Raw genomic sequence first — 18830 nt, 5'->3', positions numbered from 1 at the left:
CGAAGGGATCGGAGTTTCGATCCCCCCGGCCGGCTTGTCAACGCTACCCGGGTGCCGCGCCATGCACCCAACCGACCCTATTGCATTCCCCGGCGTCCGGCGCTTATCTGCCCGCAGGATCAGCCACAGCCATGGGAAGGGTTCCCAAATGGTCAAACTGACACGCGATCAGGTCATCGAGATCTGCGGCCGCATGGACGACCTGCGCATCGCCAGCATCATCGGCACCGGAGCGACGGCAGCCGAACTCACCGAAGCCCGGACGTGGCTCGCATCCGACGATTACCTCGGCGGCGATCTCGGCAAGTCGGCGAACGGACGCGTGGCGCGGCTGGTCGAGCTGCTGCGCACCGACGAGGCGGAATGGGACGACCGCTGAGCGCCGCAGGCCGGGATCACCCGGCCTTGCGCTGCTCCAGGGCCTTGAACGCGCTGGTGAAACCCTTGAACGAGATCGGCGCCGCGATCCGCTGGTCGGGCGGGATCTTGAAGGCCACGACGCCGCGCGTGCCGTTGCGGAACATCGTCAGCACCTGGTCCCGCAGGGTGGCCCGGACAACGCAGAAATTAGGGTTGCAGTCCTGGATCGGCATCTCCAGGGCTGGGCGGGCGTCGATCTGGAGAACCATGCCCGCTTCCTTGACCGCTTGGGGCGCCAGCATGAATCCCAGCGACGGCGTGTCGGCGCCGGGCCGGAAATAGACCGTTACGCTCAGCACCCCCAGGTTGGTCTCGCTCGACACCACGTTCTGGGTGATGAAGCATTTCGGCAGGCCTTCCGGCGGGCGGTCAGGGCATTGAAGCTTCCAGTCGTCGAACCGCTTCTCCTCGGCGGAGTAGGCCGGGCCGGCGGCGAGGGCCGCCAGGGCGAGCAGAGCGGCGCCGAGACTGAACCGGATCCTGGGAACCATGCAAATCCTCCTTGAAGCGCCTTCGAGCAGGCGGTGCCGGTCGTGCCCGCAGGCACGATCGGCGCTGGACCCGAGGCTGGACAGAACCCATAGTTCGAGTGACGTGGTGCATGCAACGTTTAAGGTGAGCGGCCGGTGGCGATTAATCGGACTTTGTTAGGATGCGCGGGAGCCGCGCTCGCCCTCTCCGTGGGTCTTGGAGGTTTCGGATCGGCGGCGCTCGCCGCGAAGGACGAGCTGGTGATCGGCGCCGTGCAGTTTCCCGGCACGTTCCACCCCAGCATCGACGCCATGGCGACCAAGAGCTACATCCTGGGCGCCGCGCGCCGGCCCTTCACCACCTTCGACCAGGACTGGAAGCTGATCTGCCTGCTCTGCACCGAACTGCCGAGCCTGGAGAAGGGAACGGCGGTCGAGGTGACCCGGCCGGACGGGACGCGGGCGATCGACGCCACCTTCACCATCCAGCCCGGCGCCACCTGGGGCGACGGCAGGCCCCTGGCCACCCGCGACGTGCTGTTCACCTGGGAGGTCGGGCGCCATCCCCTGAGCGGCGTCACCAACGCCCAGCTGTTCTCGAAGGACATCGTCGGCATCACCGCCGTGGACGACAAGACCTTCACCGTCCATTGGGACAAGTACCGGTGCAGCTACGACTCGATCAACGACCTGCTGGTGCTGCCGGAACACCTGGAGCGCCCGGTATTCGAGGCCGACCCCTCCCAGTACCGCAATCGGACCCTCTACGACACCGACCGCACCAACCCCGGCCTTTATTTCGGCCCCTACCGGATCAGCCGGGTCGAGTCGGGCGCCTACGTCGTGCTGGAGCCCAACCCGACATGGTGGGGCGACAAGCCCGGCTTCAACCGGATCGTCGTCCGCACCATCGAGAACACCTCGGCGATGGAGGCCAACCTGCTGTCCGGAGAGGTCGACTACGTCGCCGGGGAAGTCGGGCTGTCGATCGAGCAGGCGCTCGCCTTCGAGAAGCGGCACGGCCAGCGGTTCAGGGTCGTCTACCAGCCAGGCCTGTTCTTCGAGCATATCGACCTTAACCTCGACAACGGGATCCTTGCGGACGTGCGGGTCCGCCGGGCGCTGCTGACCGCGATCGACCGGGACGCGATCTCCCGCCAGCTGTTCGGCGGCAAGCAGCCGGTAGCCCATACCGGGGTCAATCCGCTGGACCGGTTCTACAGCGAGGACTTCACCCGCTACCCGTTCGACCCGGCGGCGGCCGCCAGGCTGCTGGAGGAAGCCGGCTGGACCGAGCTGCGCGGCGGCATCCGGCACGATGCCGCCGGCCGGCGGCTCAGCCTGGAATTCCAGTCCACCGCCGGCAACCGGACGCGCGAGTTGGTCCAGCAGGTGCTCCAGGAGCAGTGGCGGAAGGCCGGCGTCGAGGTCAGGATCAACAACCAGCCGGCCCGCGTGCTGTTCGGCGAGACGATGCGCGAGCGCAAATTCCCGGCCATGGCGATGTTCGCGTGGCTGAGCGCGCCGGAGAACATCCCGCGCACGATCCTGCACTCGACCATGATCCCGACGCCGGAGAACGGCTTTTCCGGCCAGAACTACGTGGGATTCCGCGATGCCGAGACCGACAGGATCATCGACGACCTGGAAGTGACCTGCGGCGAGGCCGAGGCGCGGCCCCTGTGGACGCGGCTGCAGCAGATCTATGCCGAGCAGCTGCCCGCCCTGCCGCTCTATTTCCGGTCGGACAGCTACATCATGCCGCCCTGGCTGGACGGCGTGCGGCCGACGGGTCACCAGTACCCCTCGACGCTGTGGATCGAGCAGTGGCGCTCGAAGTGACCCGGGCCGGGATGGGCAGCCGCTGATGCTGCGCTTCGTCGCCGTGCGGCTTCTGGAGGCGCTCGTCGTCCTGCTGATCATGTCGTTCCTGATCTACGGGCTGATCGGGCTGATGCCGGGCGACCCGATCGACCTGATGATCAACGCCGATCCCAACCTGACGGCGGCCGACGCGGCGCGGCTGCGGGAGCTTTACGGACTGGACCAGCCGATCTGGGAGCGTTACCTGAACTGGCTGTCCGCGGCGCTCCAGGGGGACCTGGGCTATTCGCGGCTGTTCTCCCGCCCGGTGCCGGAGGTGCTGGCGCCGCGCCTGGTGAACACCCTGCTGCTGCTGGGCATCTCGTTCGCGCTGTCGCTCGCCATCGCGATCCCGCTGGGGGTCTTCGCCGCCCGCCGGCCCTACGGCGCCGCGGACACGGCGATCAACCTGGCCTGCTTCGCCGGGATCTCGGTGCCGCCGTTCTGGCTGGCGCTGCTGTTCATCATCCTGTTCGCCGTCGTCCTGGGCGTGCTGCCGGCTGGCGGCATGGCCCCGGTCGGCGGGACCGGCGGGCTGTGGGAGCGCCTGCCCTACCTGGTGATGCCGGTCGCCACCCTGACGCTGGTCAGCGTCGGCGGCTATACCCGGTTCGTCCGGGCCGCCGTGATCGAGCAGCTTCGGCAGGACTATATCCGCACCGCCCGCGCCAAGGGCGTGCCGGAGCGGTCCGTGGTCTGGCGCCACGCGCTGCGGAACGCGATGATCCCGGTCGTCACCATCGTGGCGCTGGGGTTCGGCACACTGTTCTCCGGCGCGCTGGTGACGGAGACGATGTTCGCGTACCTGGGCATGGGCAAGCTGATCTACGATTCGATCCTGGGGAACGATTACAACATCGCGCTGGTCGGCCTGCTGCTCGCCACGCTGATGACGCTGGCCGGCAATCTCCTGGCGGATCTGGGCTATGCGGCGCTCGATCCGCGCATCACCTTCACCGAGACGCGCACGTGACGGCTTGGCGGCGCTTCCTGCGGTACCCGGCGGCGGTGCTGAGCCTGGTGCTCCTGATGCTCCTGGCGGGGGCCTCGCTGGCGGCGCCGCTGGTCGAATCCGCGCTCGGCGTGGATGCCAACGCGGTCAGCCTGTTCGACCGCTTCGCGCCGCCCTCCCCGCAGAACTGGCTGGGCACCGACGAGCTGGGGCGCGACGTGCTGGTCAGGCTGCTGTACGGCGGCCGGGTGTCGCTGTTCGTCGGGCTGGCCGCCGCGGTGGCCTCCGCCGTGGTCGGGACGGTGATCGGGCTGCTGGCCGGTTTCTTCGGCGGCCGGTTCGACGCGTTCCTGATGCGGGTGACCGACGGGGTGATCGCCTTGCCTCTGCTGCCTCTGCTGATCGTGCTGGCGGCCGTCGATCTGGGCAAGCTGGGAGTGCCGGCCGGGCTGGCGCAGTCGGATCAGGTCAGCCTCTACCGGATCATCGTGATCGTTTCCCTGGCCGGCTGGACGACGGTGGCGCGGCTGGTCCGCGGAGCCGCGCTGAGCGTGCGCCAGCGCGAGTATGTCCGGGCCGCCACCGCGCTGGGGGCCGGGAACCTGCGGCTGATGCTGGTCCATGTCCTGCCCAACGTCGCCTCGCCCATCGTGGTCGCCACGACGCTGTCGGTCGGCAACATCATCCTGCTCGAATCGGTGCTGAGCTTCCTCGGCCTGGGCATCCAGCCGCCGCTGCCGAGCTGGGGCAACATGCTGACCAACGCGCAGGAGCTGATCTGGTCGGCGCCGATGCTGGCCATATATCCGGGCCTGCTGATCTTCGTGACCGTGATCGCCTTCAATTTCGTCGGCGATGGCCTGCAGGACGCACTGGACCCGCGGGCGGACGTCTCCCGGCGCTGACCTCCGCCCGTCGTCGAATGCCTTTGGATTGACACTTTTCCGCCCCTGGAAGCGTTGAACCGCCTGAAGCTTCGGCGACAGTCGAGCCAGAGGGAAAAGGAGCACGTCTGATATGGGGCAGAAGACGATCAATCCCCCTGTCTTCTGGGGAGCGAGCCTCATCATTGTGGCCTTGCTCGCAGTCGGCATCATTTATCCGAAAGAGTCGGAGGAAATGTTCGCCTCCGTCCAGTCCTCGATCATCGAAGGATTCGGGTGGCTTTACATCTTATCCGTCGCGGCATTTGTTTTCATTTGCATCTACCTGGCCTTGAGCCGATCCGGCAACCTGAAGCTCGGGCCTGACGATTCCGAGCCGGATTTCAGCTATCCGTCGTGGATCGCCATGCTGTTCGCGGCCGGCATGGGCATCGGGCTGATGTTTTTCGCCGTTGCGGAGCCGATCCAGCACTATGCCACTCCGCCCGAGGTCGCGCCCCTGTCCATGGAGGCGGCGCGCGAGGCGATGGTGATCACCTTCGTCCATTGGGGCGTCCATGCCTGGGCGATCTACGCGATCGTCGGGCTGTCGCTGGCCTACTTCAGCTTCCGCTACAATCTGCCGCTGACGATCCGATCGGGGCTCTATCCCCTGTTCAAGAACCGGATCAACGGGCCGATCGGCAACGCGGTGGACATCTTCGCGATCTGCGGCACGCTGTTCGGCATCGCGACTTCGCTGGGCTTCGGCGTGCTCCAGATCAATGCCGGGCTGAATTACCTGCTGGGATGGCCGGTCGGGCTGTCGGTCCAGATCCCGCTGATCGCCGTCATCACCGCCCTGGCGACCGTCTCCGTCGTGACCGGCCTTGATGTCGGCATCCGCAGGCTGTCGGAGCTGAACTTGATCTGCGCGATCCTGCTGATGGTGTTCGTGCTGGCGGTCGGCCCGACGACCTTCCTGCTGAAGGCTTTCGTCCAGAACATCGGGACCTACCTGGACCATTTCTTCGTCCGTACCTTCACCCTGTACGCCTATGAACCGAAGGGCTGGCTGAGCTCCTGGACGCTGTTCTACTGGGCTTGGTGGATCGCCTGGTCGCCGTTCGTCGGCATGTTCATCGCCCGGATCTCGCGCGGGCGGACCGTGCGCCAGTTCATCGGCGGCGTGCTGTTCATCCCGACCGGCTTCTCGTTCCTGTGGATGACGGTGTTCGGCAATACCGCCATCTCGCTCGACATGGGCGTGGCCGCCGGGGCGATCACCCAGGCCGTTTCGGCCGACGTGTCGGTGGCGCTGTTCCAGTTCTTCACCTACCTGCCGCTGCCTTCGGTCACGTCCACCCTGGCGGTGCTGCTGGTCGCGGTCTTCTTCGTCACTTCCTCGGACAGCGGATCCATGGTGATCGACACCATCGCGGCCGGCGGCTCCGATAACACGCCGCTGTGGCAGCGGGTCTACTGGTGCGCGCTGGAGGGCACCGCGGCGGCGCTGCTGCTGCTCGCGGGCGGGCTGACCGCCCTGCAGACCATGACGCTGATCAGCGCCCTGCCCTTCACCTTCATCATGATCATGCTGGCCGCCGGCCTGATCCGGGGGATGCAGGCGGACCTGGCTCGCGGCAGCACCGTCCCTGCCGCAGTACCGGCCACGGAGCTGTCGTGGCGCCAGCGGCTCGAGCTCAGCCTGCACACGCCGCACCGTGACGACGTCGCCCGGTTCCTGACCGGGACCGTGTCGCCGGCGCTGGAGATGGTGGCGCAGGAGATGCGGGGCCGCGGTCTGACCGTGATGGTCGGCGCGGACGGGGACGACGGCATCGCGCTGACCGTCCCGGCGACGGAGGTCAGGAGCTTCGTCTACGGCGTGCGGCCGATCCGCCAGCTCCTGCCGGCCTATACGGCGGCGGAAGCGGCCTCTACCGAGGAGCGGCGGCCGCACAGCTGGGCGGCCCGGACCTTCTTCTCCGACGGAAGCCGGGGGTACGACGTGATGGGCTTCACCCGCGAGCAGATCGTCAGCGACGTGGTGGCGCAGTACGAACGCTACCAGGCGCTGACCCAGTCCAAGGCGACCGCGCTCTACATCACGTCGCCCGATCCGGCATAGGGAGGCCGACGTCCGGGCAGAGCGGAGCGGCAGCCGACAACCGCTCTCCGGCGTTGTCGCTGCCGCTCCGCTTCAGGGCTGTACCCGATCAGATCGATCCGCCCGGGGCAGTTGATCCGATGCGTTGCGCCATGGGCGCAACCTACGGTCGTCAGCTCGCATCACCTCCGCCCTGCACCGAGTGGAACGGCTGGCTGCGAGGACCGGTAACGGCTCCACCCGGCGGAGCGCAGTTCGCAGGCCGGGCAGGTGCCGCAGCCATAGCCCCAGTCGTGCCGGGCGGTGCGGTCGCCCAGGTAGCAGGTGTGGGTGTCCTCGACGATCAGGTCCACCAGCGGCCGGCCGCCGATCCGGTCGGCCATCTCCCAGGTGGCCGCCTTGTCGATCCACATCAGGGGCGTGTGGACGACGAAGCGCTGGTCCATGCCGAGGTTCAGGGTGACCTGGAGCGACTTGAGCGTGTCGTCGCGGCAGTCCGGGTAACCGGAATAATCCGTCTCGCACATGCCGCCGACGAGGTGCCGGATCCCGCGCCGATAGGCCACGGCCGAGGCGAAGGTGAAGAACAGCAGGTTGCGGCCGGGCACGAAGGTGCTCGGCAGGCCGTTCTCCTGGTAACGGATCTCCGCCTCGCCGGTCAGCGCGGTGTCGCTGACGGCACCCAGCACCGACAGGTCCAGCCTATGGTCGTCGCCCAGGCGGGCGCCCCATCCCGCGATCCCGCCGGTGAGCCTGTCGCGGAAGCGGGCCCGGCAGTCGAGCTCGACCCGGTGGCGCTGGCCGTAGTCGAACCCGATGGTTTCCACATGGGCGAAGCGGTCCAGGGCCCAGGCGAGGCAGGTCGCGGAATCCTGGCCTCCGGAGAACAGTACCAGCGCCTTCTCGTCCGTCATGCTTCCCCCGGGTATGTCTGGGTTGGTGGGCTCGGCGCTCACGGGATGCCGATCAGCTTGTGGGTCTGGAGGCTGAGGCGCCAGCGCGGATGGTCCCGGCAATAGGCGACCGCGCGGGCGGTGTTGGCGATGCGGTCGGGACCGTCCATCGGCTGGAGCCAGAAATGGCGGAACGGCAGGTCCTCCAGCCCGGCGGGATCGAACTGGGGCTGGGGAAAGACCAGCTTCAGCTCGTGGCCGCGGCGGAGAACCCAGTCGGCGCCGGCCTTGGGGCTGACGCAGATCCAGTCGACGCCGGGCGGCGGCTCCAGGGTCCCGTTGGTCTCGATCGCGATCTCGAACCCCTCGGCATGGACGGCGTCCACCAGCGCGCCGTCGAGTTGGAGCAGCGGCTCGCCGCCGGTGAAGACGACATAGCGATGGGACGCGCCGGATCCCCAGGTGCGCGCGATGGCGGCGGCCAGCCCGGCGGCGGTGCCGAAACGGCCGCCGCCCTCCCCGTCCGTCCCGATGAAATCGGTGTCGCAGAAGCGGCAGGCGGCGGTCTCCCGGTCGCGCTCGCGCCCGGACCACAGATTGCAGCCGGCGAAGCGGCAGAACACGGCGGCCCGGCCGGCATGGGCGCCTTCGCCCTGCAACGTCTTGAACAGTTCCTTGACGGCGTAAGCCATCCCATACTTCCCACTAGTTCCGGGCCCGCTGGTTCCGGGCCCGCTGCTCCCGAGACAGGGTTTTGCCCTGCGGAAAGCCGCAAGTCCAGGACGCCGGGGCCTTGCCCAGGCACAGCCTTGCCATGTGCCGGTATCCGGGACATCGTAAAGGGCATGGATACCATCGCCGCCGGCCACTGCGCCGCTGCGGAAGAACGGATGGACAGGGAGAAGACATGGTCAGTTTCGCAGTGCTCGGCTGCGGCCGTATCGGCCGGATGCATGCCCGCAACATCGGATCCCATCCGCGCGCCGGGCTGGTCGGCGTCTACGACGTGGTACCGGGGGCAGCCGAGGAGCTTTCCGCGGAGCTGGGCGCCAGGGTGCTCGGGTCCGTGGACGAGGCGCTGGGCGATCCGGTGATCGACGCCGTCTTCATCGCGTCCACGACAGACACCCACGTGGACCTGATCACCCGCGCCGCCAAGGCCGGCAAGGCGGTGCTGTGCGAGAAGCCGATCGATCTCGACATCGCCCGCGTCGAGGCCTGCTGGCGGGAGATCGGCACGCTGGACCCGCTGGTCATGATCGGCTTCAACCGGCGGTTCGACCCCTCCTTCAGGGCGCTCCGCGACCGCATCCAGGCGGGCGAGCTGGGCAAGGTCGAGCAGGTCGTCATCACCAGCCGCGACCCCGCCCCGCCGCCGGCGCAGTATATCCGAGGGTCGGGCGGGCTGTTCCGGGACATGACGATCCACGACTTCGACATGGCGCGCTATCTGGTCGGCGACATCGTCGAGATCCAGGCGATGGGCGCCACCCTGGTCGATCCGATGATCGCCGGGGAGGGCGATATCGACAGCGCCATGATCGTCCTGCGGGCGGCGTCCGGCGCGCTGGTCCATATCAACAACAGCCGGCGCTGCGCCTACGGCTATGACCAGCGTATCGAGGCCTTCGGAGAGAAGGGCATGCTCCAGGCCCACAACCGCCGGCCGACCACGGTGGAGTCCTGGGGAGCCGAGCGGACGCAGGCCCGCGACCCCGTGCTGGACTTCTTCATCGAGCGCTATTTCGAAGCCTACATGGCGGAGATCGACCATTTCGTCGACTGCGTCGAGACCGGAGCGAAGCCCCTGGCCGGTTTCGCCGAGGGGCGGGAGGCGCTTCGCCTCGCCGATGCCGGGCTGGAGTCCCTGCGCACGGGCGGAGTCGTGCGGCTGGAACGTTGACGCGCCATCCGATCGGCGCGCAGAACGGTTGAAGAAGAAACGCGGGAGGGAAAACCATGGAAAAGACGATCCGGCTGACGGCCGCGCAGGCGGCGGTGCGGTATCTGGCGGCCCAGCGGTCGGTGGTGGACGGAGCGGAAGTGCCGCTGTTCGCCGGGTGCTGGGGGATCTTCGGGCACGGCAACGTGGCCGGGCTGGGCGAGGCCCTGTACCACGCCCGCGAGACGCTGCCGACCTTCCGCGCCCACAACGAGCAGGGGATGGCCCTGGCGGCGGTCGCCTTCGCCAAGGCCAGCAATCGGCGCCGCATGATGGCCTGCACCACCTCGATCGGGCCGGGTGCGTCCAACATGGTGACCGCCGCCGGGGTGGCGCACGTCAACCGGCTGCCGGTGCTTCTCCTGCCCGGCGACGTCTTCGCCAACCGGCGCCCCGACCCCGTCCTCCAGCAGATCGAGGACTTCAACGACGCCACCGTCAGCGTCAACGACTGTTTCCGTCCCGTTTCCCGCTGGTGGGACCGGATCACCCGTCCGGAACAGCTCCTGACCTCCCTGCCCCGCGCGATCCAGGTGCTGACCGATCCGGTCGACTGCGGCCCGGCGACGATCTGCATGGCGCAGGACGTCCAGGCCGAGGCGTACGACTATCCCGAAAGCTTCTTTCATCCGCGAACGCACCGGATCAGGCGCCCGGCTCCGGATGCGGAGGAATTCGCCCGGGCGCTGGACCTGCTCGCCAGGGCGGAACGTCCCCTGGTCATCGCGGGCGGCGGCGTGCTCTATTCCGAGGCGAGCCGGACCCTTCAGGACTTCGCGGCCAGGCACGGCATCCCGGTCGCCGAGACCCAGGCGGGCAAGAGCGCTATGCCGTGGGACCATCCCCAGGCGGTCGGCTCCATCGGGGTCACCGGCAGTTCGCCGTCCAACGCGCTGGCGCGGGAGGCCGACGTGATCCTGGCGGTGGGCACCCGGCTCCAGGACTTCACGACCGGTTCCCGGGCCCTGGTGCCGGGCAATGCCACCCTGATCCAGCTCAACCTCCAGTCGTTCGACGCGGGCAAGCACCGGGCCGTTCCGCTGGTCGGCGACGCCAAGCGGACGCTGGAGGATCTCACGGCGGCGCTGGGCTCCTACCAGGCGTCGGCGGGCTGGCGGGAGCGGACGGCGGCGCTGGTCGAGGAGTGGAACGGCGCGGTCGACCGGGTGACGTCGCCGACCAACGCGCCGCTGGCGACCGACGCCCAGGTGATCGGCGCCGTCAACCGCGCGGCCGAAGCCCGCGATGTCGTCGTCTGCGCCGCGGGCGGGCTGCCGGGCGAGTTGCACAAGCTGTGGCGCGCGGGTTCGCCCAACGGCTACCACATGGAGTACGGCTTTTCCTGCATGGGCTACGAGATCGCCGGTGGGCTGGGCGTCAAGATGGCCCGGCCGGACCGCGAGGTCTTCGTCATGGTCGGCGACGGCAGCTACATGATGATGAATTCCGAACTCCAGACCTCGGTCATGCTGGGCCGCAAGCTGATCATCACCGTGCTGGACAACCGGGGTTTCGGCTGCATCAACCGGCTTCAGCGGGCCTGCGGCGGCGAAAGCTTCAACAACCTCATCGAGAACGTCGATCATCGGGCGGACGACGGCTGGATCGACTTCGCCGGCCATGCCCGCAGCCTCGGCGCGGTTTCCGAGAAGGTCGCCGGCATCGCCGCGCTGGAACAGGCCCTTCAGCGGGCCCGCCGGTCCGACCGGACCTATGTGGTGGTGATCGACACCGACCCGAATCCTACCACCGAGGCGGGCGGCGCCTGGTGGGACGTGGCGGTGCCGGAGGTGTCGGAGCGCGCGCAGGTCGGGGAGGCCTTCGCCGCCTATGCCGATGCCCGCCGGAACCAGGCCCAGGGCTGAACCCCAACCAGGAAAGTGGAAGCCTCGATGACCGTCAAGCTGGGCACCAACCCGATCGCCTGGAGCAACGACGACCTGCCCGAACTGGGCGGCGACACCCCGCTGGAGACCTGCCTGCGCGAGACCCGCGAAGCCGGCTTCACCGGGACGGAGATGGGCAACAAGTTTCCCCGGCAGCCGGAAGCGCTGAAGGCGAAGCTGGCGGAGTACGGGCTGGAGTTCGTCTCCGGCTGGTACGGCGCCGAACTGCGCAAGCGTACCGTGGAGGAGGAGATCGGGGTCATGAAGCCCCATCTCGACCTGCTGGCGGCCTGCGGCTGCAAGGTCATGGTCTTCGCCGAGACATCGGACACGGTCCAGGGCCGGCGCGACGTGCCGGTATCTGAGCGGCCGGTGATGACCGAGGCGGAGTGGCCGGTGTTCCTCGACCGGATCGCCAAGCTGTCCGGGTACATGGCGGGCAAGGGAGTCCGGCTCGCCTTCCACCACCACATGGGCACGGTGATCGAGAAGGCCCACGAGGTGGACCGGCTGCTCGCCGGCACGCCGGACACCGTGGGGCTGCTGTTCGACACCGGCCATCTCACCTTCGCCGGCGACGATCCGGCCGAGGTTGCCCGGAAATGGGCGAGGCGGATCAACCATGTCCATGCCAAGGACGTCCGTCCGGACGTGCTGAAGCGGGCCCGGGAGGGGCGCTGGAGTTTCCTGGAGTCCGTGATCAACGGCGTCTATACGGTTCCGGGCGACGGGATGGTCGATTTCGAAGCGGCGCTCCGCCCCGTCGCGGATGCGGGCTACGCCGGCTGGATCATCTGCGAGGCCGAGCAGGACCCCGCCAAGGCCCATCCCCTGACCTATGCCCGCAAGGGCTACGCCCACCTTCGGGCGACCGCCGAGAAGCTCGGCCTCGCCGTTCAATAACGATCCGCATTCTTGAAGAAAAGGAGAACAGGGTGGAAGTCGATTGCGTTCTCGATGCGAAGGCATCGCTGGGGGAATGCCCGGTCTGGTCGGCCGAGGAAAATGCCCTGTATTGGGTCGATATCCTCGCCCCCGCCCTGCACCGGCTCGACCCCGCGACGGGCGCCACCCGGACCTGGGAGATGCCGCACTCGATCGGCTCCTTCGGGCTCCGCGAGGGAGGCGGCGCCATCGTGGCGCTGCGCAACGGCTTCCACCTGTTCGACTTCGAGACGGGCGGACTGACGCCGGTCGCCAATCCGGAACCCGATATGGCCGGCAATCGGCTGAACGACGGCAAGGTGGCGCCGGACGGCAGCTTCTGGGCCGGCACGATGGACGAGGAAACCATGAGCAAGCGCACCGGCTCGCTCTACCGGGTGGCGCCGGACGGTGCGGTCCGCCGCATGCTGGACGGGCTGATCGTCTCCAACGGGCTGGCCTGGAGCGCCGACGGCCGAACCCTTTTCCATTCCGACAGCAAGGGGAAGCTGATCTGCGCCTACGACCATGAGCCGGGCACCGGCGACCTGTCCAACCGCCGCGTGATCGCGGAGCCTTCCGAGGAAGTCGGCCGCCCCGACGGGGCCGCCACCGACATGGAGGGGTTCTACTGGAGCGCCGGCATCTCCGCCGGGGTCCTGAACCGCTGGTCGCCCGACGGCAGGCTGGACCGGCAGGTCCCGATGCCCTGCGCGGCACCGACGATGCCCTGCTTCGGCGGGCCGGACATGCGGACGATCTACGTGACGTCGCTGCGCCACAACGTGGCCGAGGACCGGCTGAGGGCGTTCCCCCTGTCCGGCGGGATCTTCGCGCTGCGGGTCGATGTTCCGGGCGTGCCGGTGCCGAAGTTCAAGGGATAGGGAAACATCCATGACATTGAATGTCTGCATGGTCGGCTACGGCATGATGGGCGTCTGGCACAGCGAGGCCCTGAAGAGGGCCGACGCCGTGCTGCACACCATCGTCGGCCGCAACCCGGACGGGGCCAGGGAATTCGCCGAGCGCCACGGTTACCGCAAATGGTCGGTGTCGCTCGACGAGGCCCTGGCGGACCCGGAGATCGACGCCGTGATCCTGGGCACGCCGAGCGACCTGCACGAGGAGCAGGCGATCAAATGCCTGGAGGCCGGCAAGCATACGTTGATCGAGATCCCCATCGCCATGAGCCTGGGCGGCGCGAAACGCGTGGTCGAGGCGGGTGAGAGGAGCGGCAAGGTATATGGCCTGTCGCACCCCATGCGCTTCCGCCGCGAGCGGGAGTCGCTGCTCGCCCGTACCCGCGCCGGAGAGGAGAAGATCCGCCACATCGCCGGGCGCTTCTTCATAAAGCGGCTGGTCAATATCGGCGCTACCGGATACCGGCGGAGCTGGACCGACAACATCCTGTGGCACCATTTCTGCCACTTCGTCGATCTCGGCATGTACCTGTTCGACGGCGCTCCGATCCGGCGGGTCCAGAGCTACCTGGGCGAGTTGCACCCGACGACCGGCATTCCCATGGAGTGCATCGTGATGGTGGAGACCGAGGCCGACCAGTCGCTGCTGGTCCACGGGTCGTACCATGCGGCCTATCGCTTTTACGACAAGCTGATCGTCACCGATCGGGACACTTATTTCTACGACATACTGGCCGGAACGCTGAAGACGTCCGAAGGCACGATGGAGATCGAGGGCGAGCAGGACAACTGCACCCGCGTCACCCTGGATTTCCTGGACGCCATCCGCGAGAACCGCCCGCCCCGCGCGTCCGGCCCGTCCGTGCTGCCGGCCATGCAGGTGCTCCAGAAGGTCCAGGACGACTGGGACGCCCGGCACGGCGCCCGGGCCATTCCGGGAAGACCGCTGCCGCGGCATTGAGGTTCGGGTGCCGGTCGCCGGCCGGCCGGAGCCGCCTCACCCTTCCAGCCTGGCGACGGCATCGAGGTCCCGGCGGCGCTGTGCCACGCGGCGGTCATGGCTGCCCGGTTCTTGGTGCAGATCAGGGTATAGGGGCGGTTCTTGCGTTCGGTGAACGTATGGAACCGGGCGCGATCTCGAAGCCGGCCGAGTTCTTGAGCGGGGATCTTCAGTCCGGGGCATTGAATCGCAGTCAGGATTGTGGGACGCCGTGCCCGCAAAGCTGACTTCGATCAGGACAGCATCCCTTTGGTGCTGCCCCTTCAGGCAAGTATATGATCCTGAAAGTGCACTCTATTCTGGCAAGCGCTGCTCCATCATCCGGGGCTGAAGAAAATCAATCCCAATTGGGGAGGAAATGTTTCCATGGGAAGAGCGGCAGCCACAGCCGTCTCGGCGCTCTGCCTGATCATCGGCACGACGCCCGCGGCGTACTCGGAGGACGACCGCGGACGGGATGACCGGCGGGACGGACGGGATAGGATCGAGAGGCACGTGACCGGCAAGATCCTGCGGGCCGATTACGACGGATACAGCGACGATTTGCTGACGGCGGGCTTGGGAGCCGCGGGCTTGGCCGGGCCGGCACCCCAGGCGGCGAATCCCTCCTCCCCGACGACCGAGGAGCTTCGCCGGATCGCGATCTACAACAATTACCGGGCGCTGGTGGATGTATCGGCCGGCGGCGGGTACGGCACGCTTTACGGGCCGCTGGTCGGCGCCGGCGAGAAGGCGCAGGAGCGCGACGGGAAAATTCCCGGGACGGAATACCTGGCGCTGTTGGACGGCGACGACGGAGGCAACTCGCGGATCACCGTGGCCGTGCAGATCCCGGACAGTTTCCGCCCCGACAAGCCCTGCATGGTGACCGCGACATCGTCCGGCTCGCGCGGAGTCTATGGGGCGATCGGCACCGCCGGCGAATGGGGGCTGAAAAAGGGCTGCGCCGTCGTCTACAACGACAAGGGGACGGGTACCGGCTTCTTCGATCTGGAGAACGGCAAGAGCTACACGGTCCAGGGCGAGCATGTCGAGGCGTCTGGGTCGAGCAAGCCGCTGAACTTTCAACCGAGGATTCAGCAACGAGAGCTGGACCGGTACCTGGAGGACAGCCCAGACCGCTGGGCGATCAAGCACGCCCACTCGCGGGAGAACCCCGAGGCGGACTGGGGGACGGATACCCTGCGCTCCGTCCAGCTCGGCTTCCATCTGCTGAACCGCCACTTCGCCGGCGACAAGGGCTTCAGGAGGATCACGCCGGAAAACACCGTCGTCATCGCGTCGAGCGTTTCCAACGGCGGGGCCGCGGCCCTGCGGGCGGCGGAGGAGGACAGGCGCGGCTGGATCGACGGCGTCGCCGTGTCGGAGCCGAACGTCAACCCGAAGCGGGACCGCTCCTTCAAGATACAGCAGGGCAATGGTCCGGCCCTGGCGGAACATGGACGGCCGCTCTATGACTATATCTCGTTCTACACCCTGTACGAGGGGTGCGCCGCGGCGGTGCCGGGCAACACCCGGGCCCTGCAGGTCTGCACCGACCTCAAGGCTCGCGGGCTGTTGAACGAGGGAACGCCGGCCGAGGCACAGAAGCTGATCCAGGATTACGGGATCGTGCCGGAGCAGAATGCGCTCGCCGCCTTCTACTGGTCGGCCAATGTCTACCAGTCCGTGACCGTGGCCTATGCGAACGCCTATTCCAAGGCCAGCGTGACCGACAATCTCTGCGGCTTCTCCTACGCTTTCGCCGATGCGACGGATCGGCCCGCTCCCCTGCCCCGGACCAATGCCGAGCTTGCCTTCGCGCAGTCGAACGGCGTTCCCCCGACGATCGGCATCCAGCTTATCCGGAACGGCGTTTCGACCACGACGGTCGGCGGGGCGGCGGCTCCGATGGCGGACGTAGACGGAGCCGCGTGCCTGCGGTCCCTTTGGACGGCGGGCGACCGTGACCATCAGCGGCGAGGTGGGGGTGGAAAGTCCCCGGCGCGGCGTCTGGCGAAGGGCGTCGAAGAGGTTCTGGCCACGGCCAACCTGCGCGGCAAGCCTGCCGTAATCGTCCATGGCAGGGCCGACGCGTTGATCGCGGTCAATCATAGTTCACGCTCGTACTATGGTTCGGCCCTGAGGCAGAAGCAGAACATCCGGTACTACGAGGTGACCAACGCCCATCACCTGGACGCCTTCAACGCCCTCCCGGCTTTCGCCGCAGCTTACGTGCCGCTGCATGTCTACTTCAACGAGGGGCTGGATTATCTGTACGACCATCTGACCAAGGGCGACGCGCTGCCGCCGTCCCAAGTGGTCCACACCGTTCCGCGGGAAACCGGCGTTCCTGCGCCGCCTGCGATCACCCGGGACAACGTGCCGCCCATCGCGAAGAAGCCCCGGAAGGAGGACCGCATCACGTTCAGGGAATCGGTGTTGCGGATACCGAATTGAGGTTTGCGGACAGGCCGCGGGAGTAATCCCGCGGCCTGTCCTTGTGCCGGCGCATTGCCAGAATCGGAAAAGCGAAAAGCCGCCGGAACCGGTCAGGTTTCGGCGGCTTTTCGCTGGGACTTGGTTGCGGGGGCAGGATTTGAACCTGCGACCTTCAGGTTATGAGCCTGACGAGCTACCGGGCTGCTCCACCCCGCGTCAGGGCGACGGACATGTTCGAGAATTCGTGACGGTTTGCTTGTCCTTGAAGCGCACGGGCGATTGGTGGACCTGGCGGCGACCTACTCTCCCACGTCTTGAGACGCAGTACCATTGGCGCGGAGGGTTTTCACGGCCGAGTTCGGGATGGGATCGGGTGCGGGCCCCTCGCTATGACCACCAAGTCGACCAAGCGCCCGGGCGCTTCGAGGTGTGTGTATCGAGGAATGTGATGCGTCTTCGACGGATGCTTGTTGTGCGGGCTTGCTGCTGCGCGTGACGCGCGCAGTCAGGATCAAGCCGCTCGAGCGATTAGTAAGGCTTAGCTTCACGCGTTGCCGCGCTTCCACACGCCTCCTATCGACGGGATGGTCTGTCCCGGCTCTAAGGGGAGTGCTTGTTTCGAGGGGGGTTTCCCGCTTAGATGCTTTCAGCGGTTATCCCGTCCGCACTTAGCTACCCGGCGATGCGGCTGGCGCCACAACCGGTACACCAGAGGTGCGTCCATCCCGGTCCTCTCGTACTAGGGACAGCGCCTCTCAGCACTCCGACACCCACGGCAGATAGGGACCGAACTGTCTCACGACGTTCTAAACCCAGCTCACGTACCACTTTAATCGGCGAACAGCCGAACCCTTGGGACCTGCTCCAGCCCCAGGATGTGATGAGCCGACATCGAGGTGCCAAACCTCCCCGTCGATGTGGACTCTTGGGGGAGATCAGCCTGTTATCCCCGGCGTACCTTTTATCCGTTGAGCGATGGCCCTTCCACGCGGGACCACCGGATCACTATGGCCGACTTTCGTCTCTGCTCGACTTGTCGGTCTCGCAGTCAGGCTGGCTTATGCCATTGCACTCGTCGAGCGATTTCCGACCGCTCTGAGCCAACCTTCGCGCGCCTCCGTTACTCTTTGGGAGGCGACCGCCCCAGTCAAACTCCCCGCCATGCAGGGTCCCGGCTCCCGGTTCAGGGAGCGCGGTTAGATGCCAGAGATCCCAAGGGTGGTATTTCAAGGATGGCTCCGCGCAAGCTGGCGCCTGCGGTTCATAGCCTCCCACCTATCCTACACATGGGAACCCTGGCACCACTGCAAAGCTGGAGTAAAGGTGCACGGGGTCTTTCCGTCTGACCGCGGGTACTCCGCATCTTCACGGAGAATTCAATTTCGCTGAGTTGGTGTTGGAGACAGCGGGGAAGTCGTTACGCCATTCGTGCAGGTCGGAACTTACCCGACAAGGAATTTCGCTACCTTAGGACCGTTATAGTTACGGCCGCCGTTTACCGGGGCTTCAGTTCGGAGCTTGCACCCCTCCCTTTAACCTTCCGGCACCGGGCAGGCGTCAGACCCTATACGTCGTCATGCCAGACTTCGCAGAGCCCTGTGTTTTTAGTAAACAGTCGCCACCCCCTGGTCTGTGCCCCCCGCCCCCGCTTGCGCGGGAACGGGGCCCTCTTCTCCCGAAGTTACGAGGGTAATTTGCCGAGTTCCTTCAACACCATTCTCTCAAGCGCCTGGGTATGCTCTACCTGTCCACCTGTGTCGGTTTCGGGTACGGTCTGTATGGCAGGGCTGTTTCCAGGAACCCCTCCAGCGCACGGCCAATCCGATAAGGCCGTACGCACTTCGGGATTCGTCACCTCTGCCAGGCCCTGGAATATTAACCAGGTTCCCATCGACTACGCCTTTCGGCCTCGCCTTAGGGGCCGGCTCACCCTGCGCGGATTAACCGTGCGCAGGAACCCTTGGACTTCCGGCGAGAGTGTTTCTCACACTCTTTGTCGCTACTCATGTCAGCATTCTCACTTCCGATACCTCCAGATGGCCTCGCGGACATCCTTCGCAGGCTTACGGAACGCTCCGCTACCGCGCTGGGATCGAAGATCCCGGCACCCGCAGCTTCGGTGGGTGGCTTGAGCCCCGGTACATTTTCGGCGCAGGCCGGCTTGTC

14 protein-coding genes, 1 tRNA gene and 2 rRNA genes (1 of these 17 cut by a window edge) are annotated in these 18830 nt (G+C 66.9%); 11 read left to right on the top strand and 6 right to left on the bottom strand.

Annotation, left to right across the window (positions count from 1 at the left end):
- Positions 1-148: 148 nt before the first annotated feature.
- The gene (locus IGS68_RS10775) at positions 149-379 is read left to right on the top strand and encodes an SAM domain-containing protein (protein WP_201079778.1); all 231 of its coding nucleotides are present in this window, start codon (positions 149-151) and stop codon (positions 377-379) included.
- A gap of 16 nt (positions 380-395) precedes the next feature.
- Here the strand turns inward: IGS68_RS10775 and IGS68_RS10770 are convergent, their stop codons facing one another.
- Positions 396-911, bottom strand: a complete 516-nt coding sequence (locus tag IGS68_RS10770) for an invasion associated locus B family protein (RefSeq protein ID WP_201079776.1) — start codon at positions 909-911, stop codon at positions 396-398.
- A 135-nt stretch (positions 912-1046) separates the two neighbouring features.
- Between IGS68_RS10770 and IGS68_RS10765 the strand changes: the two genes are divergently transcribed.
- From IGS68_RS10765 to IGS68_RS10750, 4 genes are all read left to right on the top strand, one after another.
- Positions 1047-2732, top strand: coding sequence for a peptide ABC transporter substrate-binding protein (locus tag IGS68_RS10765; protein WP_247881272.1), 1686 nt, complete (start codon positions 1047-1049; stop codon positions 2730-2732).
- A 25-nt stretch (positions 2733-2757) separates the two neighbouring features.
- Complete coding sequence (locus tag IGS68_RS10760; protein WP_201079774.1) at positions 2758-3726, top strand: ABC transporter permease; 969 nt, start codon at positions 2758-2760, stop codon at positions 3724-3726.
- On the top strand, positions 3723-4610 hold the full coding sequence (locus IGS68_RS10755) for an ABC transporter permease (protein ID WP_256445763.1): 888 nt from the start codon (positions 3723-3725) through the stop codon (positions 4608-4610). Before IGS68_RS10760 ends, IGS68_RS10755 begins: the two co-directional genes overlap by 4 nt.
- 112 nt (positions 4611-4722) lie before the next feature.
- Positions 4723-6699: a BCCT family transporter gene (locus IGS68_RS10750; protein ID WP_201079772.1), complete on the top strand. Its 1977-nt coding sequence runs from the start codon at positions 4723-4725 to the stop codon at positions 6697-6699.
- A gap of 161 nt (positions 6700-6860) precedes the next feature.
- Here IGS68_RS10750 and queC read toward each other — a convergent pair whose 3' ends face one another.
- Both queC and queE read right to left on the bottom strand, forming a co-directional pair.
- Positions 6861-7592: a 7-cyano-7-deazaguanine synthase QueC gene (gene queC / locus IGS68_RS10745; RefSeq protein WP_201079770.1), complete on the bottom strand. Its 732-nt coding sequence runs from the start codon at positions 7590-7592 to the stop codon at positions 6861-6863.
- 38 nt (positions 7593-7630) lie between these two features.
- Entirely contained in the window at positions 7631-8263 is a 633-nt protein-coding gene (queE, locus tag IGS68_RS10740; RefSeq protein WP_201079768.1) for a 7-carboxy-7-deazaguanine synthase, read from the bottom strand.
- 215 nt (positions 8264-8478) lie between these two features.
- On the opposite strand from queE, the gene iolG reads away from it, so the two are divergent.
- The 6 genes from iolG (at position 8479) to IGS68_RS10710 (ending at position 16682) form a co-directional block, all read left to right on the top strand.
- Positions 8479-9474 carry an inositol 2-dehydrogenase gene (gene iolG, locus IGS68_RS10735; RefSeq protein WP_201079766.1) on the top strand — a complete coding sequence of 332 codons (996 nt, stop codon included), beginning with the start codon at positions 8479-8481 and terminating at the stop codon, positions 9472-9474.
- A 56-nt stretch (positions 9475-9530) separates the two neighbouring features.
- Entirely contained in the window at positions 9531-11378 is a 1848-nt protein-coding gene (iolD, locus tag IGS68_RS10730; RefSeq protein WP_201079764.1) for a 3D-(3,5/4)-trihydroxycyclohexane-1,2-dione acylhydrolase (decyclizing), read from the top strand.
- Positions 11379-11405: 27 nt separating this feature from the next.
- Complete coding sequence (gene iolE / locus IGS68_RS10725; RefSeq protein ID WP_201079762.1) at positions 11406-12302, top strand: myo-inosose-2 dehydratase; 897 nt, start codon at positions 11406-11408, stop codon at positions 12300-12302.
- A gap of 32 nt (positions 12303-12334) precedes the next feature.
- Complete coding sequence (locus IGS68_RS10720; protein WP_201079760.1) at positions 12335-13207, top strand: SMP-30/gluconolactonase/LRE family protein; 873 nt, start codon at positions 12335-12337, stop codon at positions 13205-13207.
- A 10-nt stretch (positions 13208-13217) separates the two neighbouring features.
- Positions 13218-14204 carry a Gfo/Idh/MocA family protein gene (locus IGS68_RS10715; protein ID WP_201079758.1) on the top strand — a complete coding sequence of 329 codons (987 nt, stop codon included), beginning with the start codon at positions 13218-13220 and terminating at the stop codon, positions 14202-14204.
- Positions 14205-14609: 405 nt separating this feature from the next.
- On the top strand, positions 14610-16682 hold the full coding sequence (locus IGS68_RS10710; RefSeq protein WP_201079756.1) for a 3-hydroxybutyrate oligomer hydrolase family protein: 2073 nt from the start codon (positions 14610-14612) through the stop codon (positions 16680-16682).
- Positions 16683-16803: 121 nt separating this feature from the next.
- Here IGS68_RS10710 and IGS68_RS10705 read toward each other — a convergent pair.
- The 3 genes from IGS68_RS10705 to IGS68_RS10695 all read right to left on the bottom strand — a co-directional run.
- Positions 16804-16880 (bottom strand) — tRNA-Met (locus IGS68_RS10705).
- A 70-nt stretch (positions 16881-16950) separates the two neighbouring features.
- A 5S ribosomal RNA gene (rrf, locus tag IGS68_RS10700) occupies positions 16951-17065 on the bottom strand.
- Positions 17066-17171: 106 nt separating this feature from the next.
- A 23S ribosomal RNA gene (locus IGS68_RS10695) occupies positions 17172-18830 on the bottom strand (it continues 1094 nt past the right edge of the window).

Origin of the sequence: Skermanella sp. TT6 (assembly GCF_016653635.2) — a bacterium.
Classification (GTDB): Bacteria; Pseudomonadota; Alphaproteobacteria; order Azospirillales; family Azospirillaceae; genus Skermanella; species Skermanella cutis.
Note: the sequence above shows the minus strand (reverse complement) of the source record. Positions and strands in the feature narration are given on the sequence as shown.

Bases quoted from the DNA above. Each gene is read 5' to 3' on its own strand.
- IGS68_RS10775 (WP_201079778.1), top strand. From the start codon at position 149: ATGGTCAAACTGACACGCGATCAGGTCATCGAGATCTGCGGCCGCATG.
- IGS68_RS10770 (WP_201079776.1), bottom strand. From the start codon at position 911: ATGGTTCCCAGGATCCGGTTCAGTCTCGGCGCCGCTCTGCTCGCCCTG.
- IGS68_RS10760 (WP_201079774.1), top strand. From the start codon at position 2,758: ATGCTGCGCTTCGTCGCCGTGCGGCTTCTGGAGGCGCTCGTCGTCCTG.
- IGS68_RS10750 (WP_201079772.1), top strand. From the start codon at position 4,723: ATGGGGCAGAAGACGATCAATCCCCCTGTCTTCTGGGGAGCGAGCCTC.
- queC (WP_201079770.1), bottom strand. From the start codon at position 7,592: ATGACGGACGAGAAGGCGCTGGTACTGTTCTCCGGAGGCCAGGATTCC.
- queE (WP_201079768.1), bottom strand. From the start codon at position 8,263: ATGGCTTACGCCGTCAAGGAACTGTTCAAGACGTTGCAGGGCGAAGGC.
- iolG (WP_201079766.1), top strand. From the start codon at position 8,479: ATGGTCAGTTTCGCAGTGCTCGGCTGCGGCCGTATCGGCCGGATGCAT.
- iolD (WP_201079764.1), top strand. From the start codon at position 9,531: ATGGAAAAGACGATCCGGCTGACGGCCGCGCAGGCGGCGGTGCGGTAT.
- iolE (WP_201079762.1), top strand. From the start codon at position 11,406: ATGACCGTCAAGCTGGGCACCAACCCGATCGCCTGGAGCAACGACGAC.
- IGS68_RS10715 (WP_201079758.1), top strand. From the start codon at position 13,218: ATGACATTGAATGTCTGCATGGTCGGCTACGGCATGATGGGCGTCTGG.
- IGS68_RS10710 (WP_201079756.1), top strand. From the start codon at position 14,610: ATGGGAAGAGCGGCAGCCACAGCCGTCTCGGCGCTCTGCCTGATCATC.